This window comes from Flavobacterium sp. 102 (assembly GCF_003634615.1).
Taxonomy (GTDB): Bacteria; Bacteroidota; Bacteroidia; order Flavobacteriales; family Flavobacteriaceae; genus Flavobacterium.
The window spans coordinates 3,257,724-3,282,371 of record NZ_RBKX01000001.1 but is presented as its reverse complement, the minus strand read 5'-3'; the positions used below and the strand labels follow the sequence as shown (position 1 = coordinate 3,282,371).

Here is a 24,648-nt window from a genome sequence, read left to right as displayed (position 1 = left end):
CCCATATCAAATATATAAAAAAGAGTACAAAATCACTACAAAACCCAACCTACAAGCAAACCAAAAGAAAAAAAGCCCCTTAAAAAAGAGGCTTTACATTATCGCATATAATAATATTCTTGATATTCTAAACTGGTTTCCCGGCTAATCTTTCGTTGGTCTCGTGCTAGTTCGCGCATGGCTTCAACGCCTTTCTTAGCGCATCGCTTTACTTTCGTTAGGCGAGAGGTGAAGTCTTGGAGTCGTTGCGCATCTTCCGGGCTTAACTTGGTTTGCAGTTCTTCTACAAAATAAGAGAACTCACTTACTACTTCTTGGTTCTCGTCATACTCAGTAGTTAGGTCTTCTAACAGGTCCTCAATTTCTTTGCTGATCTCTTTGTGGTGGCTTTCGCTTTTTTGGTGAAGTTCCTCAATGAGTTTCTTTTCTCGGTTGTTAAATAGTCCCATGATAATTTGGTTTTGTTGGTTGTTTTTGACAGTATTAAATCAAATTTAGCAAATTGTTTTCAGAAACAATACAAATTGTTAATAACTAAGTGATTAGCTTAATAAGTAGGGCGGTGGTAGTTTCAAATAAGCCATTATAAGTAAAATCTATGCTGACTATTTAAAAAATTGTTTTTCAGAGCTATATGATTATTTATCTAAAGTATATTTCGGATGAAATTTTCAATATTGTTAATTCCGTTTTCCGAGATATATTGTATAAAACTGCTTCCGATAATGGCGCCTTTTTGATGCTTAATAGCTTGTTCAGACGTCCTTTTATTGCTAATTCCGAATCCGATAATTTGAGGATTTTTCAACTTCATAGCCGCAATTCTCTCAAAATACGCGAGCTGATTTTTGTCAAAACTATCTCTGCTTCCCGTTACACTCGCACTGCTGACCATGTAGATAAACGAATTCGAATTGGCATCGATCAATCGAATTCTTTCCTCAGAAGTTTGTGGTGTAATCAAGAAAATCATTGCAATGCCATAGGCGTCAAACAGTTCTTTGTATTCTGAAAGGTAGATTTCAAGCGGTAAATCAGGGATGATTAAACCATCGATACCGGTTTCTTGACAGTTTTTCAAGAAATGTTCTACGCCAAATTGTAGCATGGGATTAAAATAACCCATAATGATCAGCGGGATATCAATCGTGCTTCGGATGTCTTTTAATTGCTCAAAAAGAATAGTTGTTGTCATGCCATTTTTTAATGCTTGCGTAGAGCTTGCTTGTATGGTAGGACCATCGGCTAAAGAATCGCTGAAAGGCAGTCCGATTTCTATCATGTCAACGTTGTTTTTAGCTAATTTCTCTATTAAACTTTTAGTATCGTTTAACATAGGAAATCCTGCTGTAAAATAGATAGATAGTATTTTTTTTTCGTTTGATAATTTATGTTGGATACGATTCATTTCTACAATTTAAAATAGTTAATATAAGTATTCAAGTCTTTGTCGCCACGACCGGATAAATTGATAACCACCACATCATTTGGTAGGAATTTTTTATGCTTCAAAACGGCAAAAGCATGAGCGCTTTCTATCGCCGGAATGATGCCTTCGGTTTGGGCTAATTCGATTCCGGCTTGCATCGCTTCATCGTCAGTAATGGCAATAAATTCTGCTCTTTGGGTTTGGTGCAAATTAGCGTGCATCGGGCCAACGCCGGGATAATCCAATCCCGCTGAAATAGAGTAGGGTTCGGTGATTTGGCCATCATTCGTTTGCATCAACAAAGTCTTGCTTCCGTGAATAATGCCTATTTTGCCCAAGACTGAAGTAGCGGCACTTTCGCCGGAATCAACACCTTTTCCGGCAGCTTCCACGGCAATCAACTTTACGCTTTTTTCATCTAAAAAGTGATAGAAAGCCCCGGCAGCATTGCTTCCGCCTCCAATACAGGCGATGATGTAATCAGGGTTTTTACGGTTTTCTTTTTCGAGTAACTGACTTTTAATCTCTTCTGAAATCACGCTTTGGAACCGCGCGACCATGTCGGGATAAGGATGTGGGCCAACTACAGAACCGATAATATAAAACGTATCTTCGGGATTGCTAATCCAATCGCGAATGGCTTCATTGGTAGCGTCTTTCAGGGTTTTAGACCCGGAACTCGCCGGACGAACTTCGGCGCCGAGCATTTTCATGCGCGCCACATTCGGTGCTTGGCGTTCGATATCGACTTCTCCCATATACACAATACATCGCAAGTCCATTAACGCACAAACCGTTGCCGTGGCAACGCCGTGTTGGCCCGCGCCGGTTTCGGCTATAATTCGGGTTTTGCCCAATCGCTTGGCTAAAATGATTTGTCCTATCGTGTTGTTGATTTTGTGTGCGCCGGTGTGACACAAGTCTTCGCGTTTAAGGTAGATTTTAGCGCCGAATTGTCCCGAAAGTCGCTCAGCATAGTATAACGGAGTAGGGCGACCGACATAATCCTTTAGAAGTGCTTTAAATTCGTCTTGAAAAGAAGGTTCGGATGAGATTTTTAAATACTGCCGGCGCAATTTTTCCACATTTGGGTAGAGCATTTCGGGGATAAAAGCACCGCCAAATTCGCCGTAGAAGCCTTTTTCGTTGACACTGTATCTTGATTTCATGGTTGTTGTTTTAAATTTTGAATGAATGTTTTTAGAGCTATCGATTCTTTTAATCCGGGTTCAATCTCGAATCGACTGTTGAGGTCGATGGCTAGGCATTTCTTAGCATAGTCTTTTTGGAAGAATGTTTTTAAATCGCTTAGGCTTTCTTGACCAATGCCGCCACTGAGAAAGTAAGGCTTGTTTAAATAATACCTTTCCAAAATACGCCAATCGAATGCGGTTCCGTTGCCTCCGTATAACTTGCCTTTGGTGTCGAATAAAAAGTAGTTGCAGTAATTGTAATAAATGCTTAAACTATTAAAATTAAATTGGTTGTCTACATTAAACGATTTTATCACTTTAAGCTTTCTTTGTTGTAATAGATGGCAAAGTTCCGGACTTTCTTCACCGTGTAATTGTACTAAATCCAAATTGTTCTGGTGAACTTTTTCCATAATATATTCCAAAGTAGCATTGACGAAAACGCCTACTTTTTGGATCGCCTTTTTCAATTCAGGGATTTCATTTTCAAAGTTTCTCGGCGATTTATCGTAGAAAATAAAGCCTAAATAGTCAGGTTGTACTGCTGCTATTTCCATAATGTTTTCAGGAAACTTCATGCCGCATATTTTGATTTTTGTTTCCATTACGCTTTCAATTGATTGATGAATTGTTCCAAAGCCGCACCGGGATCATCCGTTTTCATAAAGTTTTCTCCGATTAGAAAGCCTTGAAATCCGTAGCTTTTTAGCAATCGTATGTCATCAGTTGTTGTCAAACCACTTTCAGAAATCTTAACAAAGTCATTTGGGATTTGGGTAACCAAATCAATGCTGGTCTGCAAACTCACTTCGAATGTCTTGAGATTTCTATTATTCACGCCAATGATATCAAGACTCGGCATAATGCTTTTCTCCAATTCCTCCAGATTGTGTACCTCCAATAGTACTTCCAAAGCAATAGAATGAGCAAACTCTGATAATGATTTGATTTCGGCTTTGGTCAAAACAGAGGCAATCAGTAAAATAGCATCGGCACCATTGGCTTTGGCTTCTAAAATTTGGTACTCATCGATGATGAATTCTTTGCGCAATAGCGGTGTGTTTACTGAGGCCTTCGCCAAAAGTAAATCGTCTAAAGATCCACCAAAGTACTGACTGTCTGTCAAAACCGAAATCCCACTTGCGCCGGCGTTTTCATAGCCTTTTACCACTTCTTCCACAGACAAATTGTGATTGATTGTCGCTTTCGAAGGTGAACGGCGTTTGTGTTCGGCGATAATTCCAAAAGGTAAGTTAATGATTGATTTGCTTAACGAATTGGTTTTAGCATTGAATAAAGCCGTATTCTCCAATTGATTGGTAGAAATCACACTTTTCTTTAAAGCTACTTCTCTTTTTTTGCTTGTTATGATTTGTTCTAGTAGGTTCATGATGCTTGACTGATTTGTTGGAGTTTTTGCAATTTCTCTAAGGCTTTTCCGGACTGTAAACTTTCTTTAGCTTTTGCGAAAGCGTTTAAAAGACTGGTGTTTTCAACCGTTGCTATCGCCAGAGCGGCATTAGCACAAACCACATTTTGCTGGGCTTCGGTACCGTTTCCTGAGATGATTTGCATAAAGATATGGGCTGATTTTTCGATGGTAGTTCCGCCTTTGATGTCTTCGAAAGCTAGTTTGGATAAGTTGAAATCATTAGCATTGACCATACTTTCCGTAGATTTGGTAATGATTTTAGCTTCAGCGGTTAACGAAATCTCATCATAGCCGTCTAAAGCATGCAGAATTGAATAGTTAACCGCAGTGTTTTGGTACAAATAAGCATACATGCGTGCGAGTTCCAAACTAAAAACGCCCACCAATTGGTTTTTGGGAAATGATGGATTCACCATGGGTCCGAGCATGTTAAAGAAGGTTTTGACGCCTAATTCTTTTCGAATCGGCCCAACGTTTTTCATCGCCGGATGGAATAACGGTGCGTGTAGGATTGCGATATTCGCCTCTTCTAAGCATTTGGTTAAAAAGCTGCTCTCGTTACTGAATTTTACGCCCAAGGTTTCCATAACATTACTTGATCCCGAAATAGACGAAACGCCGTAGTTACCGTGTTTGGCAACCTGAATTCCGGCACCGGCTGTGACAAATGACGCTAAAGTTGAGATGTTGAAGGTATCTTTCCCATCGCCGCCGGTTCCGCACAAATCGATGGTATTGTAGGCAGAAAAGTCAATGGCGATGCAAAGCTCTAATAGTGCTTCGCGAAAGCCGGAAAGCTCTTCGATGGTGATGTTTCGCATCATATAAACCGTTAGGAATGACGCAATTTGACTCGGATTGTATTGCCCTGAAGAGATGTTAACCAAAACGGTTTTGGCTTCTGCTGCAGTTAGGGTTTCGTGATTGATTAATCGGTTTAAGATGGTTTTCATGATACTTAGTTTTAGTGAACTGCCGACAATCGACAGCGTAAAAGTTTACCGTCGACGTTGAGCAGACAGCAAACTAAGCGATAAGCCAGTTTTTTAAAATGGTTTTTCCGTGAGGCGTGAGCACGCTTTCGGGGTGGAATTGCACGCCTTTTACGTCAAAGGTTTTATGGCGCAAAGACATAATTTCGCCATTATCATCTGTAGAAGTGATTTCTAAAACTTCCGGAAAATCATTGGTATTGACCACCCAAGAATGATAGCGCCCGACTTCAAATTCGGCAGGTAAATCATTAAATAGTGATTCGTCAGTAACCGTTTGGTTTACTTTGGTCGCTACGCCGTGATAGACCTTGTCTAGATTCGTCAGGCTTCCGCCAAAAACTTCTCCGATGGCTTGTTGACCTAAACAAACGCCTAGAATACTTTTGCTTGAAGCATATTTAGCGATGATTAGCTTCAATAATCCGGCTTCGTTGGGAATTCCGGGACCAGGTGACAGCAAGATTTTATCGAATGATTCGAGTTCTTCCAGTTCTAACTCGTCGTTGCGGAAAACAGTTACTTTTCCGTCCAAATCTTCGAGATAATGAACCAAATTGTAGGTGAAACTGTCGTAGTTGTCGATAACGGCTATTTTCATGTTGTAAAGTTAAATGGTTTCTGCTAATTCCAGCGCTTTGTTTAGTGCGCCCAATTTATTATAAACTTCCTGCATTTCGTTTTCTTCGGTTGAACTTTCTACGATTCCGGCACCGGCTTGGTAATGCAGTTGGTGGTTTTTACTCAAAAAAGTCCGAATCATGATTGCGTGATTGAAGTTGCCTTCAAAGTCCATAAAACCTATCGCGCCACCGTAAAAAGTTCGGTTGGTAGTCTCAATACTTTCGATCAATTGCATCGCTTTGTGTTTTGGAGCACCGCTTAAAGTACCAGCCGGAAAGGTATTAGCAACCAGTTTCATAGAACTTCCGGTTAATTTTCCGGTGACTTTAGAAACGAGGTGAATGACGTGTGAAAAGAATTGCACTTCTTTGTATTTCTCAACTTTGACTTCGGTACAATTTCGGCTTAAATCATTTCGGGCTAAATCGACTAACATGACATGTTCGCTGTTTTCTTTGGCGTCTTCGGATAGTTTTTTGGCCAAATTAGCGTCTTGCTCGTCATTGCCGGTTCGCTTGAAAGTTCCGGCAATCGGGTGGATTTCGGCGTGGTTGTTTTTGATAACGAGTTGCGCTTCGGGCGAAGACCCAAAAATCTTGAAGTTTCCATAGTCAAAAAAGAACAAATAGGGCGAGGGATTGATATTGCGAAGTGCTCTGTAAACATTGAATTCGTCGCCTTTAAACGCTTGCGAAAATCGTCTTGATAAAACCAATTGGAACACATCGCCGCGATGACAGTGTTTTTTGGCTAAAGCCACATTGGTTTTGAATTCTACATCGGTTAAATTAGAAATAGCTTCGCCTTCTTTAGTAAAAGAGTAACTCGCGAAGGTTTTGGTTTGCAGTAATTGTTCGATTTCCTTGATGTTATTGGTGTTGTCAATGCTATGGCAAAAGATATACGCTTCGTTTTTGAAATGGTTGATGGCAATAATGTTTTGGTATACGGCGTAATACAATTCGGGAATGGATAAGTCATGGGCTTTCTTGGTAATCTCAATTTTCTCGAAATACTGTACCGCATCGTAACTGATATAACCAAACAAACCGTTGTTGATGAACTTAAAGTTGTTCTTTTCGGGTTGAAATTGAGAAGCAAAATCTTCAATCACTTTTGGAAGATTAGTATTAATAGAAATAGCTGTTTCTTCTGAAATTCCGTCGGGAAAGGTTTTTGTCATACTATTATTTTCCAGTTTGATGGAAGCGATTGGATTGCAACAGATGTAGGAGAAACTGTTGTCGGCTGTGTGATAATCACTACTTTCTAGCAAAATGCTGTTTGGGAATTTGTCTCTGATTTTCAAATAAATACTCACCGGAGTAATCGTATCGGCAAGGATTTGTTTGAAGTTGGTATGGAGTTGATAAATTTTCATAGTTCAATTTTTAGCATAAAAAAAAGGCTTGTCGTGAATGACAAGCCTTTTCGGATATTTAGATTTTAAAATATACTCATAGTAGACTATTTCACGACGTTCGACGTAAACTATTCCACCACCAAGTATTGTTTAAAATGTTGTTCATTTTCTTTTTTTGTATGAAACAAATGTAGGTAAGTGTTTTTAGATTTCAAACATAAAAATAAAAAAACCTCGAAAATTTTTCCGAGGTTTTGATTTCATAGCAATGATTCCCAGTTTAGAATTGTAAGCTGATAGCCAATTCGAAATCGTCATAAATAGCTTTGTCACCTACGTCAAAGAAACTTTTTGAACCATATTTGATGTCATATTTAGTTCTGTCAATAGTTAACTTGGTTGAAGCTGTGTTTCCTTTTACAGTCAAATCAAATGTTACAGGGTTTGTAATGCCTTTGATTGTTAAATCGGCAGTAACGGTGTACAAACCGTTTCCTTTGTCAGCGATTGTAGTAAATTTTAAAGTAGCTGTTTTGAATTTTTCAGTACCAAAAAAATCATCTGCTTTTAAGTGACCGTCTAATTTTTGTTTCCATTCTCCGCTTAAATCGGTTGTATTTATAGAAGTCATATCAACAGTGAAGTTTCCACCGGTTACTTTTTTGCCTTTGAAAATCAACATACCTTCTTGAAAGTTGATAGTTCCGCTGTGTTCACCGGTTACTTTTTTACCAACCCAGTTGATAGTACTTTTAGAAGCATCAATCTTCTTGTTTTGAGCTGTAGCTGCTGTCGTCCCGAAAGCTACTAATAAGGCAATCGCAATTGTTTTTAAGTTTTTCATTTGTAAATTAATTTTAGTTATAGATTATAAATTGATAAATAATTCTTCGTTTGATTTACGCACTTTGGCGTAGTTTTGAGTGTCATCTTCAGAATGACGGTAGCCGATGGTTGCTACTAATGATGCGTTTAGACCTAATTTTTCGAGTCCTAAAATTTCATTGAACTTTTCCGGTTCAAAACCTTCCATTGGGGTAACATCAATCCCTAATTCTGCTGCCGCATTCAATAAATTAGTTAAGGCGATGTAAGTTTGCTTAGCCGTCCAAACATTTCTGTTTTCTATCGGAAGTGTAGTGATTTTTGATTTCATGAAATCACCGTAACCTTTTAAGGAGGCTGATGGTAGACCTCGGGTAACGGCTATATTATTGATGTGAGCGTCAATTTGAGCATCACCAAAATCAGTAATGTTAGCAAACACTAACAGGTGAGAAGCTTCTACAATTTGAGATTGTCCCCAAGCTACGGGTTGTAATTTTGCTCTTACTTCAGGGTTTTCCACAAAAATTACTTTGTACGGTTGCAATCCATAAGAAGAAGCGCTCAAGCGAACAGCTTCTTTTAGAATTTCTAAATCTTCGTTTGATACTTTTTTGGTAGCATCAAATTTTTTGGTGGCGTAACGCCAATTAGCGTTTTTTATAAAGTTATTCATAGCTGTTATTTAATTTTTCTGTATTTTTCTAACAAGGTATTCAGTTGTTCTAATTCTTCTTGGGTTAAATTGGCGGCAAATAGTTGTTCATGTTCTTTTACTTTTGGATCTAATTCGGTTAAAACGGTTAAACCTTTTTGGGTAATTGAAACTTCAATTTTTCTTCGATTATCCGGGCAAACTTCACGAGTGACAAAATCTTTTAGTAATAATTTATCAATCAATCGGGTAGTGTTGCTGTTTTTGGCAATCATGCGTTCTTGAATGACACACATGTTGGCCGGATTTCCTTTTTGACCGCGTAAAATTCTCAAAACATTATATTGTTCGCCAGATAAATCATAAGGTTTTAAAATCTCGTTGAATTTATCGCTGATCACATTTTGAGTGTACATGATATTTAGAATGACTTTTTTGGCATCATCTAAGGCAACGGTCGATTTTATAACTTCCTCAATTCTCATAATTACAATTGTAATATTTGTAGGTACAAATGTAAAGTATTTTATATTTGTATATACAAGTGTTTCGTTATTTTTTTGTTAAAATTTAAAGTAAGGGAGTAGATTAGGGTTTTTACATTGAATTTTAAGTCATTAAATAAAGTATATTTGTTAATCAAAAAAGAATCACATGAATTTATCACAACAAGACTGGAAAGCACAATTAGACAGAGATCAGAATGCCGTAATTTTAGACGTAAGAACACCTGATGAATGCAGCGAAGGGTTTATTCCCAAAGCGATTAATATAGATATTTATAAAGGTCAAGGATTTATTTATGCTGTAGATGAATTAGATAAATCTAAAAATTACTATGTGTATTGCAAAGCCGGAGCCAGAAGTGCTCAAGCTTGTCAGATTATGAACCAAATGGGTTTTGAAAACACTTTTAACCTCGATGGCGGTTTTATGAATTGGAAAGGCGATGTGGCTTTTTCTACAGAAGGTTAATCATGAATATTCCAGCGTCAAATAAACCTCGTGTCGTCATTATTGGTGGCGGTTTTGCCGGTATTGCATTGGCTAAAAAGCTCAGAAATAAAAATGTCCAAGTCGTTTTGTTGGACAAACACAATTACCATACATTCCAACCTTTACTGTACCAAGTGGCGACAGGTGGTTTAGAAGCAGGTTCTATTGCTTATCCGATTCGGAAAGTGATTCAGGAATATGATGATTTTTACTTTCGACTAACTTCTGTCAAAGAAATTGATACCAAAGAACAAAAAGTAATTTCCGAAATAGGCGATTTACATTATGATTACTTGGTAATTGCCACCGGTTCTAAAACCAATTATTTTGGCAACAAAGAAATCGAACGCAATTCGATGTCGATGAAAACCATTCCGCAATCCTTGAACATTCGCAGTTTAATTTTAGAGAATTTTGAACAAGCGGTTTTATTGAAAGACGAAACGGAAAAAAACTTATTAATCAATTTTGTTTTAGTCGGAGCCGGACCAACAGGTGTAGAACTTGCCGGAGCTTTAGCAGAGATGAAAAAAGCCATACTCCAAAAAGATTATCCCGATTTGGACATTTCCAAAATGGAAATCAACTTAATTCAAAGTGACGACCGAGTGCTGAACACGATGAGTGAAAAATCCTCTGTTGAAGCGGAAAAATTCCTTACAGCATTAGGCGTTAAAGTTTGGAAAAACATTCGTGTCACCAATTATGACGGAAGAACAGTTTCTACCAACACCGATTTAGCTTTTGAAACGGCAACAGTGATTTGGACAGCCGGAGTGCAAGGTGCTGCCATTCGTGGTTTGGATGCCAAATCTTTAGTGGAAAGAGTAGAACGCATTCGGGTAAACGAATTCAATCAAGTAAAAGGTTATGACAATATTTTTGCCATAGGCGATATCGCTTCTATGGAAACCAAGGAATATCCTCAAGGCCATCCAATGATGGCACAACCGGCAATGCAGCAAGGAAAATTGTTGGGCGATAATTTGGTGCAATTGATTGCTGGCAGAATCATGAAACCGTTTGAATACAACGATAAAGGCTCAATGGCGACAATTGGTAGAAATTTGGCCGTAGTCGATTTACCTAACTATCATTTCAGCGGCGTGTTTGCTTGGTTTGTTTGGATGTTTGTGCATTTATTTTCTCTAATCGGATTCAAAAACAAAGCGGTAGTTTTCACCAATTGGGTTTACAATTACATTCGTTTTGATCGTGAAGGCCGATTGATTGTGCGTCCTTATAAAAAAAGAAGTTTTACAACGTTTACCAGTGATGAAATATAGCCGATGAAAAAAGTGTCATTTTTGTTGATGATTTGCGTTTTGATTTGCTTCGCCAGTTCGCTCACGCTCGTGTCTTGTAAGTCAACTTATCTCGATGCCAAAAAGTCACCTATTTTATTAGACATTACCAAAGAAACCAACGACAATGCTTTTGTCAACTTAAAGAATTACAGCAACGATTTTGTTTTTGAGATGAAATATGCGACTTCGGACAATTTTCTAAAAGAAAAGGTTTATCCGTGTGGCGAATGTTTTTTACGGGTAAAAACCGTTAAATCTTTATTGGAAGCCAACAAAACTTTTTTAGCCAAAGGTTTTAAAATAAAATTATACGATTGTTATCGTCCGATTGCAATTCAAAAAAAGATGTGGCAAATTGTTCCCAATCCGACCTATGTGGCCAATCCGAAAAAGGGTTCGATTCACAACAAAGGCGGTGCGGTTGACATCACTTTAGTCGATTCACTTGGAATTGAATTGAATATGGGAACTCTTTTTGATTTTTTTGGTGAAGAAGCCAGTCACAATTACCTAAATCTTTCCGAAGAAATTTTGGCCAATCGTAAGTTTTTAAAGGAAATCATGCTCCAACACAACTTCAAATCTTTCGATTCAGAATGGTGGCATTACAATTTGAATAACAGTTCGGACGATAAAGTGTCTAATCAAAAATGGCGTTGCGAAGATTAATTTTCAACACACTTTAAGAAGTTTATGAAGTAACCTTCCGGTTCATAAACTTTTTTATCCAGTTCGGAAACAAACGCAGTTCGGTAGGGATAATCTATGGTTTCTCCCGCATATTTTATTCTCATAAAAGTAACCGGTGATGTTTTCAACGCTTCAAAATTTTCTTTAGAAAACACAAAATTACCGGTGGTGATTCGGTTGTTGCTATTGTTTTCATCGCGCAACAAATTACCACAAGTATCTTTTCCGGCATACAATAACGTCACGATTTTACCATTGTTGAGCTGTAAATAGATTTTGGAACCAGCGTCAAAACAAATGGCTTTGATAAAGTCTTGACTGCGTTGTAAAATTTGTATTTCAAGCCCAAGAATCCCATTGTCATTGGATAGAGAAAAGAAAATATCGGTTGAGTTGCCGGCAAAACTTCTTTCAAAAATAATGTATTGTTTGGTTGATTTATAGGTGCCTAAACTATCTTTAATATCATTGTCAATTTCACAAGGTTTTTGGGCAAATGCCGTAATATTTAAAAGTAAAAATAAAGCTAAAATCAGATTGTTCATGGGTTTATGATAATTTGCTGCAAAGTAAAACTATTTTATTATTATTCACATCAGTTGTGAAAAAACAATACAAATTTCCACCATCTTTGATTTTCCATTTTTTGCGAATGTTTTCGACCGAATCAGGAAAGTTTCTCGTGGTGATATTGGCTTTTTGATTTTCCAGGAATGGTTTCATTTCGTTTTTATTGTAACCAATGACTTGCTGAATTTCAAAACGGCGACCGGGAAAATCAATTAAGGCTTCCGAAGTATACAAGTGCGAATGATGGTGCAACTTGTCAAGTTTAAACTGACTCGAAACCACGTCAAATCCGCCAGATTTCATGATGGCCGCATTGGGTTCGTATAAAAATTTTTGGGGTAAACCAAAATGGGCTTGGTTTTCTGCATCGAGCTCAAATCTTAACTCTTGAGTTTCATTTTTCAGAAGATTAGCCGTAACCATTTTGATGGTTTTGGTATAATCTTTCTCTAAAACCCAAAGCAATTCTTTGACTTCATTTTCCAAAGCAACGATATGAATCGCTTTTACATTTTTTAATTCCGACAATCCGGCGGTTATGTCCAATAAAGGCGCCGTTTTAATCATGATATTGGGGGCAAAGCCAAAATAAAAATCGAGATTTTCTGGCACATTCGGAAGGCAATCTGTAAGCATAAACACCTTGCCTTTGGCATCATTTCTTCTCGACGGATCGATGTAAATCCAATCCGGTTTTTCGTTCCTGCTTTTTAGAATTTCATAACTATCGCCTGAAAAGCATTCAATATTGGACGCTTTCAGTTGTTCAAAATTGTGTTTTACAATGTCAGACAAGGCTTCGTTGATTTCACAATGAACAACTTGTTTCACTTTTTGGGCAAAATAAAAATCATCTACGCCAAAACCACCGCTCAAATCGATTAGACTTTTGCCGGAAACCAATTGTGATTTGTATTCAGCTGTTCTTTCGGAAGAAGTTTGTTCTACAGAAATCTTAGAAGGATAAAGGATATTTGCAGTGTTGAACCAAGTTGGTAATTTGGTTTTTGCCTTTTGTTTTGCCGCAATTTGATTTAAAATGGAAGTCCAATCTGTATTAGGAAATTTATTCTTTTGAAGCGCTAATTGATTGATATCGGCTTCAATATTGTTATGGATAAAACTTTGAATTTCTTCAGTCAATATGGATTGATCCATACTAAATGTTTTTGGTTAACAATTTGATGATTTTGTTTTCGGGAAAAAATTCTTTGCCAAAAACCTTTAGTATAGTGTAAAAAGGTATGGCAACAATCATCCCAACTATTCCAAAAAGGAAGCCTGTAATCAATACGACGAGAAAAATTTCCAAAGGATGTGAACTGACACTTTGAGAGAAAATCATCGGGGAAGAAACATTGTTGTCGATTAATTGGACTATCCAAAAACCAATCATTACATAAAGCGTCAAAGGCAGAATTTGGCTTTGAAAATCACCGCCTAAGTTGCCCAACATGGTTAAAATTGCGGCAACAACTGAAGCAATCAGCGGTCCGATGTAAGGAACAATATTCAGAATAGCGCATAAAAAAGCGATAAGCAAGGCATTATCTACTCCAAAAATCAGCAATACAATTAAGTATAAAATGAATACGATTAACAATTGTAACAGCAGTCCAATGAAATAGCGTGATAACAAATGATTGATTTTGTGTAATGAATTTAAGATTTTGTCTTCTTGCGCATCCGGCATTAAATCTTTGGCACTCATGATGAATACCAAACGGTCTTTAAGAAAGAAAAAAGTAATGAATAGGACCGAGGCCAATCCGATTCCGAAATTGCTAATGGTGGTGATGATGCTGTTGAACAAATTAGGAATGAAATTGAAATTCAACTTAGAACTGATGTTCGCTTCTTTAAAAAGGCGAGAGGAATCAATACCATGGCTGTCAAGAAAAATGGCTATTTTATTGATTAATTCAAGAGTGCTTTTTTCAATCGCGGTAGTATTTAAAAGCGATAAATTTTCACCTTGTGCTAAAATTAGTGGAATAAACATTGAGATTAAGCCAAAAATAAGCAGGACGAAAATGGTTAAGGTAGCAATCGTAGCAAAGATGTGGTTGAATTTTAGTCTTCTTTTGAAAAAGTCGAGTATCGGATTTCCAATTAGGGTTAAAATAAAAGCAACGACTAAATAAATAATTACGGACTGAATTTGGTATAAAAAATACAGTGCCAAAGCGGCTAAAACTATAATTCCAACAGCTTTTATAATTCCAATGGCAATAGTTTTTGAAGTCATCATGGTTTAATGATTAAAAATGTAATTTAAAATATTAGCGCCCATTTTCAGTGCTTTTTCACGTACTTCTTTAGGATTGTTGTGAACTTCAGGATCTTCCCAACCATCACCTAAGTCGCATTCATAAGTATACAACAACACCAAGCGATTGTCTATAAAAATACCAAAAGCTTGCGGGCGTTTGTTATCGTGCTCGTGGATTTTGGGTAAACCTGTAGCAAAAACATTAGGCTTTTGAAAAATGGCATGATTGGCCGGAATTTCAATTAAATCGTTATTAGGGAAAATGCGTTTGATTTCTCTGCGAATGTATTGGTCCATACCATAATTGTCATCAGCATGCAAAAATCCACCGGAGAGCAAGTAGTTTCTCAAGTTTACAATCTCGGCATCGCTGAAAACAACATTACCATGACCTGTCATGTGTACAAATGGATAACCAAAAATATCAGGACTTCCGGGTTCAACGGTTGCCGGTTTGGCTTTGATGTTAGTATTGATTGTTTGATTAGAGTATTTAATCAAATTAGGTAATGAAGTAGGATTGGCATACCAATCGCCGCCGCCATTATATTTTAAAAGGGCTATTTCTTGGGAAAAACCAGTTGAAGTAATAACGAGAAAAAGAAAAAAAAGTCTTTTCATAAACTAAAAATCATTATTTATCAATTATCAATTATCAATTATCAATTATCAATTATCAATTATCAATTATCAATTATCAATTATTTTCATTCTTAAATACCACCGAATGACAAGCTACAATAGCAGCAGTCTCAGTTCTCAACCTTGTTTGACCCAAAGATACAGGAATATAATGATGCTCAAGTGCCAATTCTATTTCTTTAACAGAAAAATCGCCTTCTGGACCAATGAGTATGGTTACATCTTCGTTGGTTTTCAATTCATTTTTCAATGATTTTTTATCGGTTTCTTCGCAATGGGCGATGAATTTCTGGCTGTTGTTTTCCTTTTTTAGAAACTCCTTAAAAGGGACTAGTTCGTTTAATTTGGGCAAATAATAATGCAAAGATTGTTTCATTGCACTTTCCAAAATCTTCTGAAATCTATCGGTCTTAATTATTTTTCGTTCCGAATGTTCGCAGATAATTGGTGTGATTTCTTGAATACCGATTTCAGTCGCTTTTTCTAAAAACCATTCGTAGCGTTCGTTCATTTTGGTTGGTGCCACAGCCAAATGCAATTGAAATTTAGGCTTTTCGTGTTGCTCAAACGAATTGATTTTGACTGTGCATTTATTGTCAGATGCAATTGAAATTTCTGTAGTAAATAAAAACCCAAATCCATTGGTGACCAATAAAGTATCGCCTTCTTTTTTTCGCAAGACTTTGATGATATGCTTGCTTTCTTCTTTGTCAAAAACAAAAGAAGTCGCTGTTTCGCTGATTGACGGATTATAGAATAATTGCATAGTTTAAAACTCGATTCTTGCTTTAGAAACGACAGTCGAATCGGTAAATTTGTCGTGTAAATATTTTTGGTAGCCCACAATACCTATCATGGCGGCATTGTCGGTCGTGTATTCAAATTTTGGGATAAAGGTTTTCCATCCATATTTTCCTTCGGCCGCTTTTAATGTTGTACGGATTCCGGAGTTTGCCGAAACACCGCCGCCAATCGCGATTTGATTGATTCCGGTTTCGGCGACAGCCAATTTCAATTTGTCCATCAAAATTTCGATAATCACATTTTGCACTGAAGCACAAATATCATACTTGTTTTCCTCAATGAAATTTGGGTTTGCCAATACATTTTTCTGAACAAAATACAGAATTTGCGTTTTCAAACCGGAGAAACTGAAGTCTAATCCATCCACTTTAGGTTTGGTAAAAGGGAATTTTTTAGGATCGCCTTCTTTGGCAAATTGGTCTATCAATGGTCCGCCCGGATAAGGCAAGCCTAATATTTTAGCGGTTTTGTCGAATGCTTCTCCCACAGCGTCATCGGTAGTTTCTCCTATGATTTCCATATTGAAAAAGCCATTTACTTTTACAATTTGGGTATGGCCACCCGAAATGGTCAACGCCAAAAAAGGAAATGTCGGTTTGTCAAAACCTTCTTCGTCAATAAAATGAGCCAAAATATGCGCATGCATATGGTTCACGGCAATCAACGGAATATTCAACGCCATCGACAAGGATTTTGCGAAAGAAGAACCTACCAAAAGTGAACCCATCAATCCCGGACCTTGGGTAAAAGCAATGGCTGACAGCTGTTCTTTGGTCACATTGGCTTTTTTTAAAGCGACATCAATCACGGGAACGATGTTCTGTTGGTGCGCTCTCGAGGCTAATTCAGGAACGACACCGCCATATTCTTCGTGAATACTTTGTCGGGCAACGACATTGGATAGCACCTTGTCACCACGCAAAACGGCCGCTGCGGTATCATCGCACGAACTTTCAATAGCCAGAATAAAAACTTCTTCAGTATGCATAAAAGGCACAAATTTTGATTTATATTTGACAAGCCTACAAAAAAATCGAAAAACAATTTTTTTGCAAAGGTAATTTTCTTTCCTAAGTCATACACCATTTGGAAAAAAATAAAAAAGATAGCAAATTAAAAAAAGTCAGAAAGATTGTTTTGCGCACCATTGCTGTGCTGCTATTGCTTTTGCTGTCGGTTGTTATTGCCTTGTCCTTGCCTTATGTTCAGACGAAAATCGCTACTTATGCTACCGATCAACTCAATGAAGATTATGGAACCAAAATTTATATTGATAAAGTAGCCATTACTTTTTTTGGCGGTGTTAAGCTGAAAACGGTAATCGTTTTAGACCATCACAACGATACTTTGATTTATTCTAAGCGTATTAAAACCAGTATTCTCGACTTGAATAAGTTGATTAATGGGAAGTTACTTTTTGGAGATTTGGAATTAGATCAATTTTACCTTCAAATTAAAACCTATAAGAAAGAAAAGGAAACCAACTTAGATTTGTTTATAGCGGCTTTTGATGATGGCAAAAAAAGCAGCGGTAAGTTTCTCATGACCTCAAAAAACATTTTTTTGAAAAACAGCCGATTTACGATGATTGATGAAAATCGCATTAATCCTAAAGATGTTGATTTCACTAAATTGAATGCCCACTTGCAGCATTTTAAAATCAGCGGACCGGATGTGACCGTCAATATCGCAAAGATGAATTTTCATGACCATCGCGGTGCTAAGATTGATAATTTGTTGGCTAATTTTACTTACACCAAGAAAAATATTAGGTTAGAAAAGCTGGAAGTCAGAACTCCTGAATCTTATTTGAAGGGAGAAGTTGTATTGAAATACAATAGAGACAATCGAGATTTTAGTGATTTTAACAACAAAGTGAAATTTGAAGTAGCCATTGACAGCGCGACTTTATCAACGAATGATATCCGTTATTTTTACAAAGAATTAGATAAAAATCAAAAGTTCTATTTGAATACAAAAATCAAAGGAACGATGAATGATTTTTATGCTACGAACATGTATTTGCGTGACCGTAAAAATTCAATTATTAAAGGTGATGTCAATTTCAAAAACCTTTTTCCTCGTGCACCGGGATCATTTTATATGAAAGGAGATTTTGATAAAATATCTTCTAATTACAATGATTTAACCAAACTGTTGCCTAATATACTCGGGAAAAAATTACCAACCTCTTTGCAGAAGTTAGGTCAATTTCACTTTGTCGGAACCGCTGAAGTAACCCAAGAATATCTTAATGCCGATTTTGTGATGAACACGGCTTTGGGTTTGGTTGAATCGGATTTACAAATGTCTGACCTCAATAACATTGACAATGCTAAGTATAACGGATATGTTATACTGGATAATTTTGATGTTGGTAGTTTGATTAATGACAATAGTATTGGGAAAGTGAGTCTTGATTTAGAGATTAGCGGAAAAGGATTTACCCAAAAATACCTGAACACTTCATTCATTGGAGATGTTTTTCAAGTGAACTATAATGGTTATAACTACACTAAAATTTTAGTAGACGGCTCTTTTAAACAACCCATTTTCAAAGGAAAAGTCAATGTGAATGACCCCAACTTGTTTATGGATTTTGACGGAACTGTCGATTTGTCCGAAAAGGAAAATATCTATGATTTTCATTCCAAAATTGACTATGCTAATTTAGTAAAACTGAATTTTATCAAAGACTCCATTTCCGTTTTTAGAGGTGATATTGTGGTAAATGCTACCGGAAGTTCGCTTGACAATCTGAGAGGAAATTTAGTGTTGACCAATTCCTCTTATCAAAACAAAAAAGACATTTATTTTTTAGATTACTTAGAACTAAATTCAAGTTTTGATGTTACAGGAGAAAGAGACATAACCATTAATGCTCCCGAAGCTATTGAAGGTTCTGTGGTTGGAAAATACAAGTTAAATCAAGTGCAAAAAATGATAGAGAATTCCTTAGGAAGTTTTTATTCCAATTATAAGTCTAATAAGGTTTTGCCTAATCAATATTTGAAATTCAATTTTGCCATTAACAGTAAAATCATTGAAATTTTTAATCCCGATATTACTTTAGGACCAAATACAAATTTAAAAGGAAATATTGCTTCTGATACCAAGAATTTTAATCTGAATTTCAATTCGCCTAAAATCACAGCTTACGAAAATACTTTTGAGAATGTATTGGTTCAAGTGGACAATAAAAATCCTTTATATGGCGCCTACGTACAAATGGATTCTATTAAAACCAAGCACTACAAGATTCGGGATTTTAGTATGATTAATACTTTTTCTAAAGATACTTTACATTTCAGAACCGAATTTAAAGGCGGCAAAAAAGGGCTTGATTTTTACAATTTGAACTTTTACCACACCATTAACAGTGAAAATAATAATGTTGTTGGTTTTGGAAAATCGGAATTGCAGTTCAAAGATTATTTGTGGTTTTTGAATGAGGAAGAAGATGACCAAAGCAACAAAATTGTCTTTGACAAAAAGATGTCCAATTTTTCATTTGAGGACTTTGTTATTTCGCATGAGAATCAAAAAATCAACTTTATAGGTTTGATAAATGGCAAGCAAAACAAAGATTTGGAACTCACATTCAACAATGTCAATTTGAATAAAGTCACACCCGATGTGGAGAAATTCAGCTTTGATGGTAATTTGAATGGAAAAGTTAATTTCAAGCAAACCAATACCATTTTTCAGCCTACGTCCATGCTGAAAATTGACAGTTTATCGGTTAACGGAATTGCTTTAGGAAATTTAAGTTTAGATATTAAAGGAGATGAAACGTTGACCAAATTCTATTTGGATTCCAATTTGGAAAATGAGAATGTTGATTCTTTTAATGCAGATGGTAGTATAGAAATTGCAGATGGTCAGACTTTGTTAGATGTTGATTTGAGTTTTGATAAGTTCAATTTAGGCGTTTTAAGTAAAATAGGAGGAGATGTTATTACCAACATTCGCGGATTTGCGACCGGTAATGCCCGAATTGACGGCAATGTAAATAGCTTGGATTACAATGGACGATTGTACATTAATGAGGCCGGATTGAAGATTCCTTACTTAAATACCGATTATCAGTTTGTCAATAATTCGATTGTTGATGTAACCGAAAACAAGTTTATCATCCGGGAAACGACTATAACTGATACCGAATTTGATACCAAAGGAAACATTAGTGGTTTTATCAAGCACAAACAATTTGGCGATTGGCAATTGGATTTGGCAATTAATACCGAACGCCTTTTGGCATTAAATACCAAAGATTCTGAAGATGCGGCCTACTACGGAATGGCTTTTATGGATGGTTCAGCTTCTATAAAAGGACCAACGGATGGTTTGATGATTACGGTGAATGCGGAATCGGCCAAAGGAACAGATATTAAAATCCCAATCAACGAAGCGGAATCTGTGGAAGAAAATAGTTTTATTCATTTTATAACTCCGGCCGAAAAAGCCAATAAAGGAAATGATAAGATTGCCCAAAATAAAAAGTACAACGGTCTGGAATTAGACTTCAATTTTGAAATTAATAAAAACGCTGATATCGAAGTGATTTTGGATAGAAATTCCGGACACGGAATGAAAGGCAAAGGTTACGGAACATTGCTTTTTAGAATTAATACTACCGGAAAATTCCAAATGTTTGGAGATTTCATCGCTTTAGAAGGGGAATATAATTTTAAATACGGTGGAATAATTGATAAAAAATTCAATGTAAAAAAAGGAAGTTCCATCAACTGGCTCGGTGATCCAATGGCAGCAACGCTCAATTTGGAAGCCGTTTACGAAACTTCAGCCAATCCTGCGGTGTTGATTGACAATCCATCGTTCAATAAGAAAGTGGATGTGGAAGTGGTTATTGCGGTTAAAGGTAATCTGGCCAATCCGGAACCTGATTTTAATATTAATTTCCCAACAGTGGCAAGTTCCCTGAAATCTGAAATCCAATACCAATTAGATGATAAAGATAAACGTCAGACACAAGCGTTGTACTTACTTTCTACCGGTAGCTTCTTGAGTCAAGAAGGTGTAAATCAAAACCAATTGTCTAACAATTTGTTTGAAAAAGCGAGTAGTCTTTTCAAAGATATTTTTTCGGGTGATGATGATAAAATCTCTATTGCACCGGAATATGTAGTGTCAGACAGAACCGGAACCGGTCAAGAAACTGACGCCAGATTTGGAGTTACCGTTTCTTCCAAAATCAATGACCGAATTACCGTAAACGGAAAAGTAGGTGTGCCGGTTGGTGGTATTTCTGAAACCGCAATCGTTGGTGATGTTGAAGTGCAATACAGAGTAAACGATGACGGAACGCTCAATTTAAGGGTATTCAATAAAGAAAACGATATAACTTATATAGGTCAAGGTATTGGCTATACACAAGGCATCGGAATGTCCTATGAAGTCGATTTTGATACCATGAAAGAACTAATCAACAAGATTTTTAAAAACGCCAAAATTGATCGCGCCAAAACCCAAAACCACGCCGATCAAGATTCAGAAATGTTTCCTGATGGTATTCGAATGAAGTCGGACAAGGACAAGAAAAAACCAACACCGGTCCAAAATAAAGAAGCTATTCCTACTGAGGATTAGCCTTTGATTTCCCCTCTCTACTAGAGCTAGCGAAAAACTTATCAACGAAAACGATTGAATTCCACCTGTTTTATTAATATATTAATAATATGGGCGAGAAACTACTTCATCTTTGCTAATTTTACATTTTAATCAGATAAAAATGTCTAAAAGCATAAAAAAAATTGGCGTACTAACTTCCGGTGGAGATTCTCCGGGAATGAATGCAGCCATCCGTTCTGTTGTAAGAACTTGTGCCTATCACCAAATTGAGTGTATAGGGATTTACAGAGGTTATCAAGGAATGATTGAAGGCGATTTTAAAGAAATGGGTCCGCGTAGTGTAAACAATATTGTAAACAAAGGCGGGACTATTTTAAAATCAGCGCGTTCAAAAGAATTCATGACGGTTGAAGGCCGACAAAAAGCCCATCAAAATCTTGTAAACGCCGGCGTTGACGCTTTGGTGGTTATCGGCGGTGACGGTTCTTTTACCGGTGCCGAAGTTTTTAATAATGAATTTGACTTTCCGGTGATGGGAATTCCGGGTACGATTGACAACGATATTTTCGGAACTAGTCATACTTTAGGCTATGATACCGCTTTGAATACTGTAGTGGAAGTAATCGATAAAATTCGTGATACTGCGAGTTCTCATAACCGACTTTTCTTTGTCGAAGTAATGGGAAGAGATGCCGGTCACATCGCGCTAAATGCCGGAATCGGAGCAGGAGCAGAAGAGATTTTGATTCCAGAAGAAGATTTAGGATTAGAACGTTTGTTGGATTCTTTAAAGAAAAGTAAGGCCTCAGGGAAATCATCGAGTATAGTCGTGATTGCTGAAGGTGATAAAATAGGAAAGAACGTATTCGAACTAAAAGATTACGTAGAAGCCAATTTGCCGGAATATGACGTAAGAGTTTCGGTGTTGGGTCACATGCAACGCGGTGGCGCACCATCTTGTTTCGACCGAGTTTTGGCGTCAAGATTGGGCGTAAAAGCAGTCGAATCTTTACTCGAAGGCAAAACCAATTTTATGGTTGGTTTGTTAGCCGATAAAGTAGCGTTAACCCCTTTGGAACAAGCCATCAAAGGACATTGTGAAATCGATAGAGAGTTGTTGAGAGTGTCCGATATTATGTCCACTTAGAAGCTGTAAGCCTTTAGCATTGAACTTTAGGCCAATAATCATTCAAAAAATAATTAATTAAATAATCGGCATAAAGCCTAAAGCTTATTGCCTAAAGCAAAAAAGAAAAATGTCAAAAGTAAAATTAGGTATTAACGGTTTCGGAAGAATTGGAAGAATAGTTTTCAGAGAAACTTTTAATAGAGATAATGTAGAAGTAGTAGCCATCAACGATTTATTAGATGTAGATCATTTGGCTTATTTATTAAAATACGATTCAGTTCACGGTCGTTTTGCCGGAAAAGTAGAAGTTAAAGAAGGAAAATTATACGTAAACGATAAATTCATCAGAGTTACAGCAGAAAGAGATCCAAAACTAATCAAATGGGATGACGCAGCCATTGACGTTGATGTTGTAGCAGAATGTACAGGAATCTTTACCACAATCGATACGGCCAAAGCACACATTGATGGTGGTGCCAAAAAAGTAATCATTTCAGCGCCTTCAGCTGATGCGCCAATGTTTGTGATGGGTGTCAATCACCTTGAAGCTAAAGCAACAGATACTGTAGTGTCTAATGCTTCTTGTACAACGAACTGTTTAGCGCCATTGGCTAAAGTAATCAACGATAATTTCGGAATTGTGGAAGGTTTGATGACAACTGTTCATGCCACTACTTCGACTCAAATGACTGCTGACGGACCATCCAGAAAAGACTGGAGAGGCGGACGTGCTGCCAGCGTAAATATCATTCCTTCCTCAACAGGTGCTGCAAAAGCTGTTGGAAAAGTGATTCCGGCTTTGAATGGAAAATTAACCGGTATGTCTTTCCGTGTGCCTACGGTTGACGTTTCTGTGGTAGATTTAACCGTGAAAGTAGCCAAAGAAACTTCGTATGAAGAAATCATGGCGGTATTGAAAAAAGCGTCTGAAAATGAACTAAAAGGGATTTTAGGATATACTGAAGATGACGTAGTTTCTCAAGACTTTGTTTCTGATCCAAGAACTTCGATTATTGATGCTAAAGCCGGAATTGGTTTGAACTCAACGTTCTTCAAATTGGTTTCTTGGTACGATAACGAATACGGTTATTCAAGTAAATTAATCGATTTATCAGTGCACATCGCAGGCTTAAAATAATTAAATGACAAAATCCCGCTATCTTTGCTGATGGCGGGATTTTTTATACCTAAACTAAACCAAGATAATAAAAGAATTAAGTTTTATAATTTGAATTCAACTTCAGATTCGTAATCCCTAATTCGTAATTCCTAATTAATTATGAAATTATTAGTTGACAGTGGCTCGACCAAAGCCGATTGGATTGCAATTGATGACAACGGAAAAGTGCTTTTCACGACCCAAACTTTAGGCCTCAACCCTGAAGTATTAGACAAAGAAGAAGTGATTGCCCGTCTCGATGATAAGTTTGATATCGAACACAATAAGGATAAAGCCACGCATTTGTTCTTTTATGGCGCCGGTTGCGGTACCGACAGGATGAAAAACTTCCTAACCAAAGTGTTTGAAGAATATTTTAAAAATGCTGTAGTTTCGGTTCATGAAGATACTTACGCTGCAGTTTATGCTACGACGCCCAAAGACGAGCAAGCAATTGTTTGTATTTTAGGAACGGGTTCTAACTGTAGTTTTTTTGATGGGAAAGTGTTGCACCAAAAAGTACAGTCCTTAGGCTATATTGCTATGGATGACGGTTCCGGAAACCGTTTTGGCAGGCATTTACTTCGCGGGTATTATTTTAATAGTATGCCGACAGATTTGGCCAAAGAATTTGAAGAAGAATACAATTTAGATGCAGATTATATCAAATCTAATTTATACAAAGAAGCCAATCCAAACGCGTATTTAGCGACTTTCGCTAAGTTTATTATCAAGCACAAAGACAATCCTTTTTGCAAAAAAATCATCAAAAAGGAATTGAAATCTTTTGTCAAAAACTACATCATGCAGTTTGACAATTGCAAAGACGTTCCGGTGCATTTCGTGGGTTCAATAGCATTTTATTTGAAAGACGAGTTGGAACAAACTTTAGCCAAATACGACATCAAAATAGGCAACGTACTCCGAAGACCAATAGACGGTTTGATTGCGTATCACATCTTAAATAAATAATA

At 36.9% G+C, this 24,648-nt stretch carries 24 protein-coding genes; 7 read left to right on the top strand and 17 right to left on the bottom strand.

Translation table 11 applies throughout. The features are described 5' to 3' along the window. Positions 1-98: 98 nt before the first annotated feature. The 11 genes from C8C84_RS14510 to C8C84_RS14460 all read right to left on the bottom strand — a co-directional run bounded on the left by C8C84_RS14510 (position 99) and on the right by C8C84_RS14460 (position 8,998). A complete protein-coding gene (locus tag C8C84_RS14510; RefSeq protein ID WP_121314334.1) occupies positions 99-449 on the bottom strand; it encodes a hypothetical protein in 351 nt (116 codons plus the stop codon). Positions 450-646: 197 nt separating this feature from the next. Next, complete coding sequence (trpA, locus tag C8C84_RS14505) at positions 647-1,408, bottom strand: tryptophan synthase subunit alpha (RefSeq protein WP_121314333.1); 762 nt, start codon at positions 1,406-1,408, stop codon at positions 647-649. Between the two features lie 2 nt (positions 1,409-1,410). Continuing rightward, positions 1,411-2,598 (bottom strand): tryptophan synthase subunit beta, encoded by a 1,188-nt coding sequence (gene trpB, locus C8C84_RS14500; RefSeq protein ID WP_121314332.1) that lies wholly within the window; start codon positions 2,596-2,598, stop codon positions 1,411-1,413. Continuing rightward, positions 2,595-3,227, bottom strand: a complete 633-nt coding sequence (locus C8C84_RS14495; protein ID WP_233549832.1) for a phosphoribosylanthranilate isomerase — start codon at positions 3,225-3,227, stop codon at positions 2,595-2,597. Before C8C84_RS14495 ends, trpB begins: the two co-directional genes overlap by 4 nt. Beyond that, entirely contained in the window at positions 3,227-4,012 is a 786-nt protein-coding gene (gene trpC / locus C8C84_RS14490) for an indole-3-glycerol phosphate synthase TrpC (protein WP_121314331.1), read from the bottom strand. The genes C8C84_RS14495 and trpC overlap by 1 nt, the downstream gene beginning before the upstream one ends. After that, positions 4,009-5,007, bottom strand: coding sequence for an anthranilate phosphoribosyltransferase (trpD, locus tag C8C84_RS14485; RefSeq protein ID WP_121314330.1), 999 nt, complete (start codon positions 5,005-5,007; stop codon positions 4,009-4,011). Before trpD ends, trpC begins: the two co-directional genes overlap by 4 nt. Before the next feature lie 73 nt (positions 5,008-5,080). After that, complete coding sequence (locus tag C8C84_RS14480; RefSeq protein WP_121314329.1) at positions 5,081-5,647, bottom strand: aminodeoxychorismate/anthranilate synthase component II; 567 nt, start codon at positions 5,645-5,647, stop codon at positions 5,081-5,083. A gap of 9 nt (positions 5,648-5,656) precedes the next feature. Continuing rightward, entirely contained in the window at positions 5,657-7,051 is a 1,395-nt protein-coding gene (locus C8C84_RS14475; protein ID WP_121314328.1) for an anthranilate synthase component I family protein, read from the bottom strand. A 262-nt stretch (positions 7,052-7,313) separates the two neighbouring features. Then, on the bottom strand, positions 7,314-7,877 hold the full coding sequence (locus tag C8C84_RS14470; RefSeq protein ID WP_121314327.1) for a YceI family protein: 564 nt from the start codon (positions 7,875-7,877) through the stop codon (positions 7,314-7,316). A gap of 24 nt (positions 7,878-7,901) precedes the next feature. Continuing rightward, on the bottom strand, positions 7,902-8,534 hold the full coding sequence (locus C8C84_RS14465; RefSeq protein ID WP_121314326.1) for an NAD(P)H-dependent oxidoreductase: 633 nt from the start codon (positions 8,532-8,534) through the stop codon (positions 7,902-7,904). A gap of 5 nt (positions 8,535-8,539) precedes the next feature. Further along, positions 8,540-8,998, bottom strand: coding sequence for a MarR family winged helix-turn-helix transcriptional regulator (locus tag C8C84_RS14460; protein ID WP_121314325.1), 459 nt, complete (start codon positions 8,996-8,998; stop codon positions 8,540-8,542). A gap of 169 nt (positions 8,999-9,167) precedes the next feature. Between C8C84_RS14460 and C8C84_RS14455 the strand changes: the two genes are divergently transcribed. Genes C8C84_RS14455 through C8C84_RS14445 form a run of 3 tightly spaced genes read left to right on the top strand, consistent with a single transcriptional unit; the run spans position 9,168 to position 11,485 of the window. Then, positions 9,168-9,488 carry a rhodanese-like domain-containing protein gene (locus C8C84_RS14455; protein WP_121314324.1) on the top strand — a complete coding sequence of 107 codons (321 nt, stop codon included), beginning with the start codon at positions 9,168-9,170 and terminating at the stop codon, positions 9,486-9,488. A 2-nt stretch (positions 9,489-9,490) separates the two neighbouring features. Beyond that, the gene (locus C8C84_RS14450) at positions 9,491-10,795 is read left to right on the top strand and encodes an NAD(P)/FAD-dependent oxidoreductase (RefSeq protein WP_121314323.1); all 1,305 of its coding nucleotides are present in this window, start codon (positions 9,491-9,493) and stop codon (positions 10,793-10,795) included. Between the two features lie 3 nt (positions 10,796-10,798). Beyond that, the gene (locus C8C84_RS14445) at positions 10,799-11,485 is read left to right on the top strand and encodes a M15 family metallopeptidase (protein WP_121314322.1); all 687 of its coding nucleotides are present in this window, start codon (positions 10,799-10,801) and stop codon (positions 11,483-11,485) included. Here C8C84_RS14445 and C8C84_RS14440 read toward each other — a convergent pair. From C8C84_RS14440 to tsaD, 6 genes are all read right to left on the bottom strand, one after another. Then, positions 11,482-12,051 carry a hypothetical protein gene (locus tag C8C84_RS14440; RefSeq protein WP_121314321.1) on the bottom strand — a complete coding sequence of 190 codons (570 nt, stop codon included), beginning with the start codon at positions 12,049-12,051 and terminating at the stop codon, positions 11,482-11,484. The genes C8C84_RS14445 and C8C84_RS14440 overlap by 4 nt on opposite strands. Before the next feature lie 4 nt (positions 12,052-12,055). Beyond that, positions 12,056-13,234 carry a class I SAM-dependent methyltransferase gene (locus C8C84_RS14435; RefSeq protein WP_121314320.1) on the bottom strand — a complete coding sequence of 393 codons (1,179 nt, stop codon included), beginning with the start codon at positions 13,232-13,234 and terminating at the stop codon, positions 12,056-12,058. 1 nt (position 13,235) lies between these two features. Beyond that, entirely contained in the window at positions 13,236-14,327 is a 1,092-nt protein-coding gene (locus C8C84_RS14430; protein WP_121314319.1) for an AI-2E family transporter, read from the bottom strand. A 3-nt stretch (positions 14,328-14,330) separates the two neighbouring features. After that, positions 14,331-14,969, bottom strand: a complete 639-nt coding sequence (locus tag C8C84_RS14425) for a DUF4159 domain-containing protein (protein ID WP_121314318.1) — start codon at positions 14,967-14,969, stop codon at positions 14,331-14,333. Between the two features lie 76 nt (positions 14,970-15,045). Beyond that, positions 15,046-15,756, bottom strand: coding sequence for a 16S rRNA (uracil(1498)-N(3))-methyltransferase (locus C8C84_RS14420; protein ID WP_121314317.1), 711 nt, complete (start codon positions 15,754-15,756; stop codon positions 15,046-15,048). 3 nt (positions 15,757-15,759) lie between these two features. Beyond that, positions 15,760-16,782, bottom strand: a complete 1,023-nt coding sequence (gene tsaD / locus C8C84_RS14415) for a tRNA (adenosine(37)-N6)-threonylcarbamoyltransferase complex transferase subunit TsaD (RefSeq protein ID WP_121314316.1) — start codon at positions 16,780-16,782, stop codon at positions 15,760-15,762. Positions 16,783-16,880: 98 nt separating this feature from the next. On the opposite strand from tsaD, the gene C8C84_RS14410 reads away from it, so the two are divergent. The 4 genes from C8C84_RS14410 to C8C84_RS14395 all read left to right on the top strand — a co-directional run bounded on the left by C8C84_RS14410 (position 16,881) and on the right by C8C84_RS14395 (position 24,646). Beyond that, positions 16,881-21,404: a translocation/assembly module TamB domain-containing protein gene (locus C8C84_RS14410; RefSeq protein ID WP_233549830.1), complete on the top strand. Its 4,524-nt coding sequence runs from the start codon at positions 16,881-16,883 to the stop codon at positions 21,402-21,404. A 142-nt stretch (positions 21,405-21,546) separates the two neighbouring features. Then, positions 21,547-22,533 carry a 6-phosphofructokinase gene (gene pfkA / locus C8C84_RS14405; protein WP_121314315.1) on the top strand — a complete coding sequence of 329 codons (987 nt, stop codon included), beginning with the start codon at positions 21,547-21,549 and terminating at the stop codon, positions 22,531-22,533. A 109-nt stretch (positions 22,534-22,642) separates the two neighbouring features. Beyond that, a complete protein-coding gene (gene gap, locus C8C84_RS14400) occupies positions 22,643-23,653 on the top strand; it encodes a type I glyceraldehyde-3-phosphate dehydrogenase (RefSeq protein ID WP_121314314.1) in 1,011 nt (336 codons plus the stop codon). Positions 23,654-23,794: 141 nt separating this feature from the next. Next, on the top strand, positions 23,795-24,646 hold the full coding sequence (locus tag C8C84_RS14395) for a BadF/BadG/BcrA/BcrD ATPase family protein (RefSeq protein WP_121314313.1): 852 nt from the start codon (positions 23,795-23,797) through the stop codon (positions 24,644-24,646). Positions 24,647-24,648: the final 2 nt, after the last annotated feature.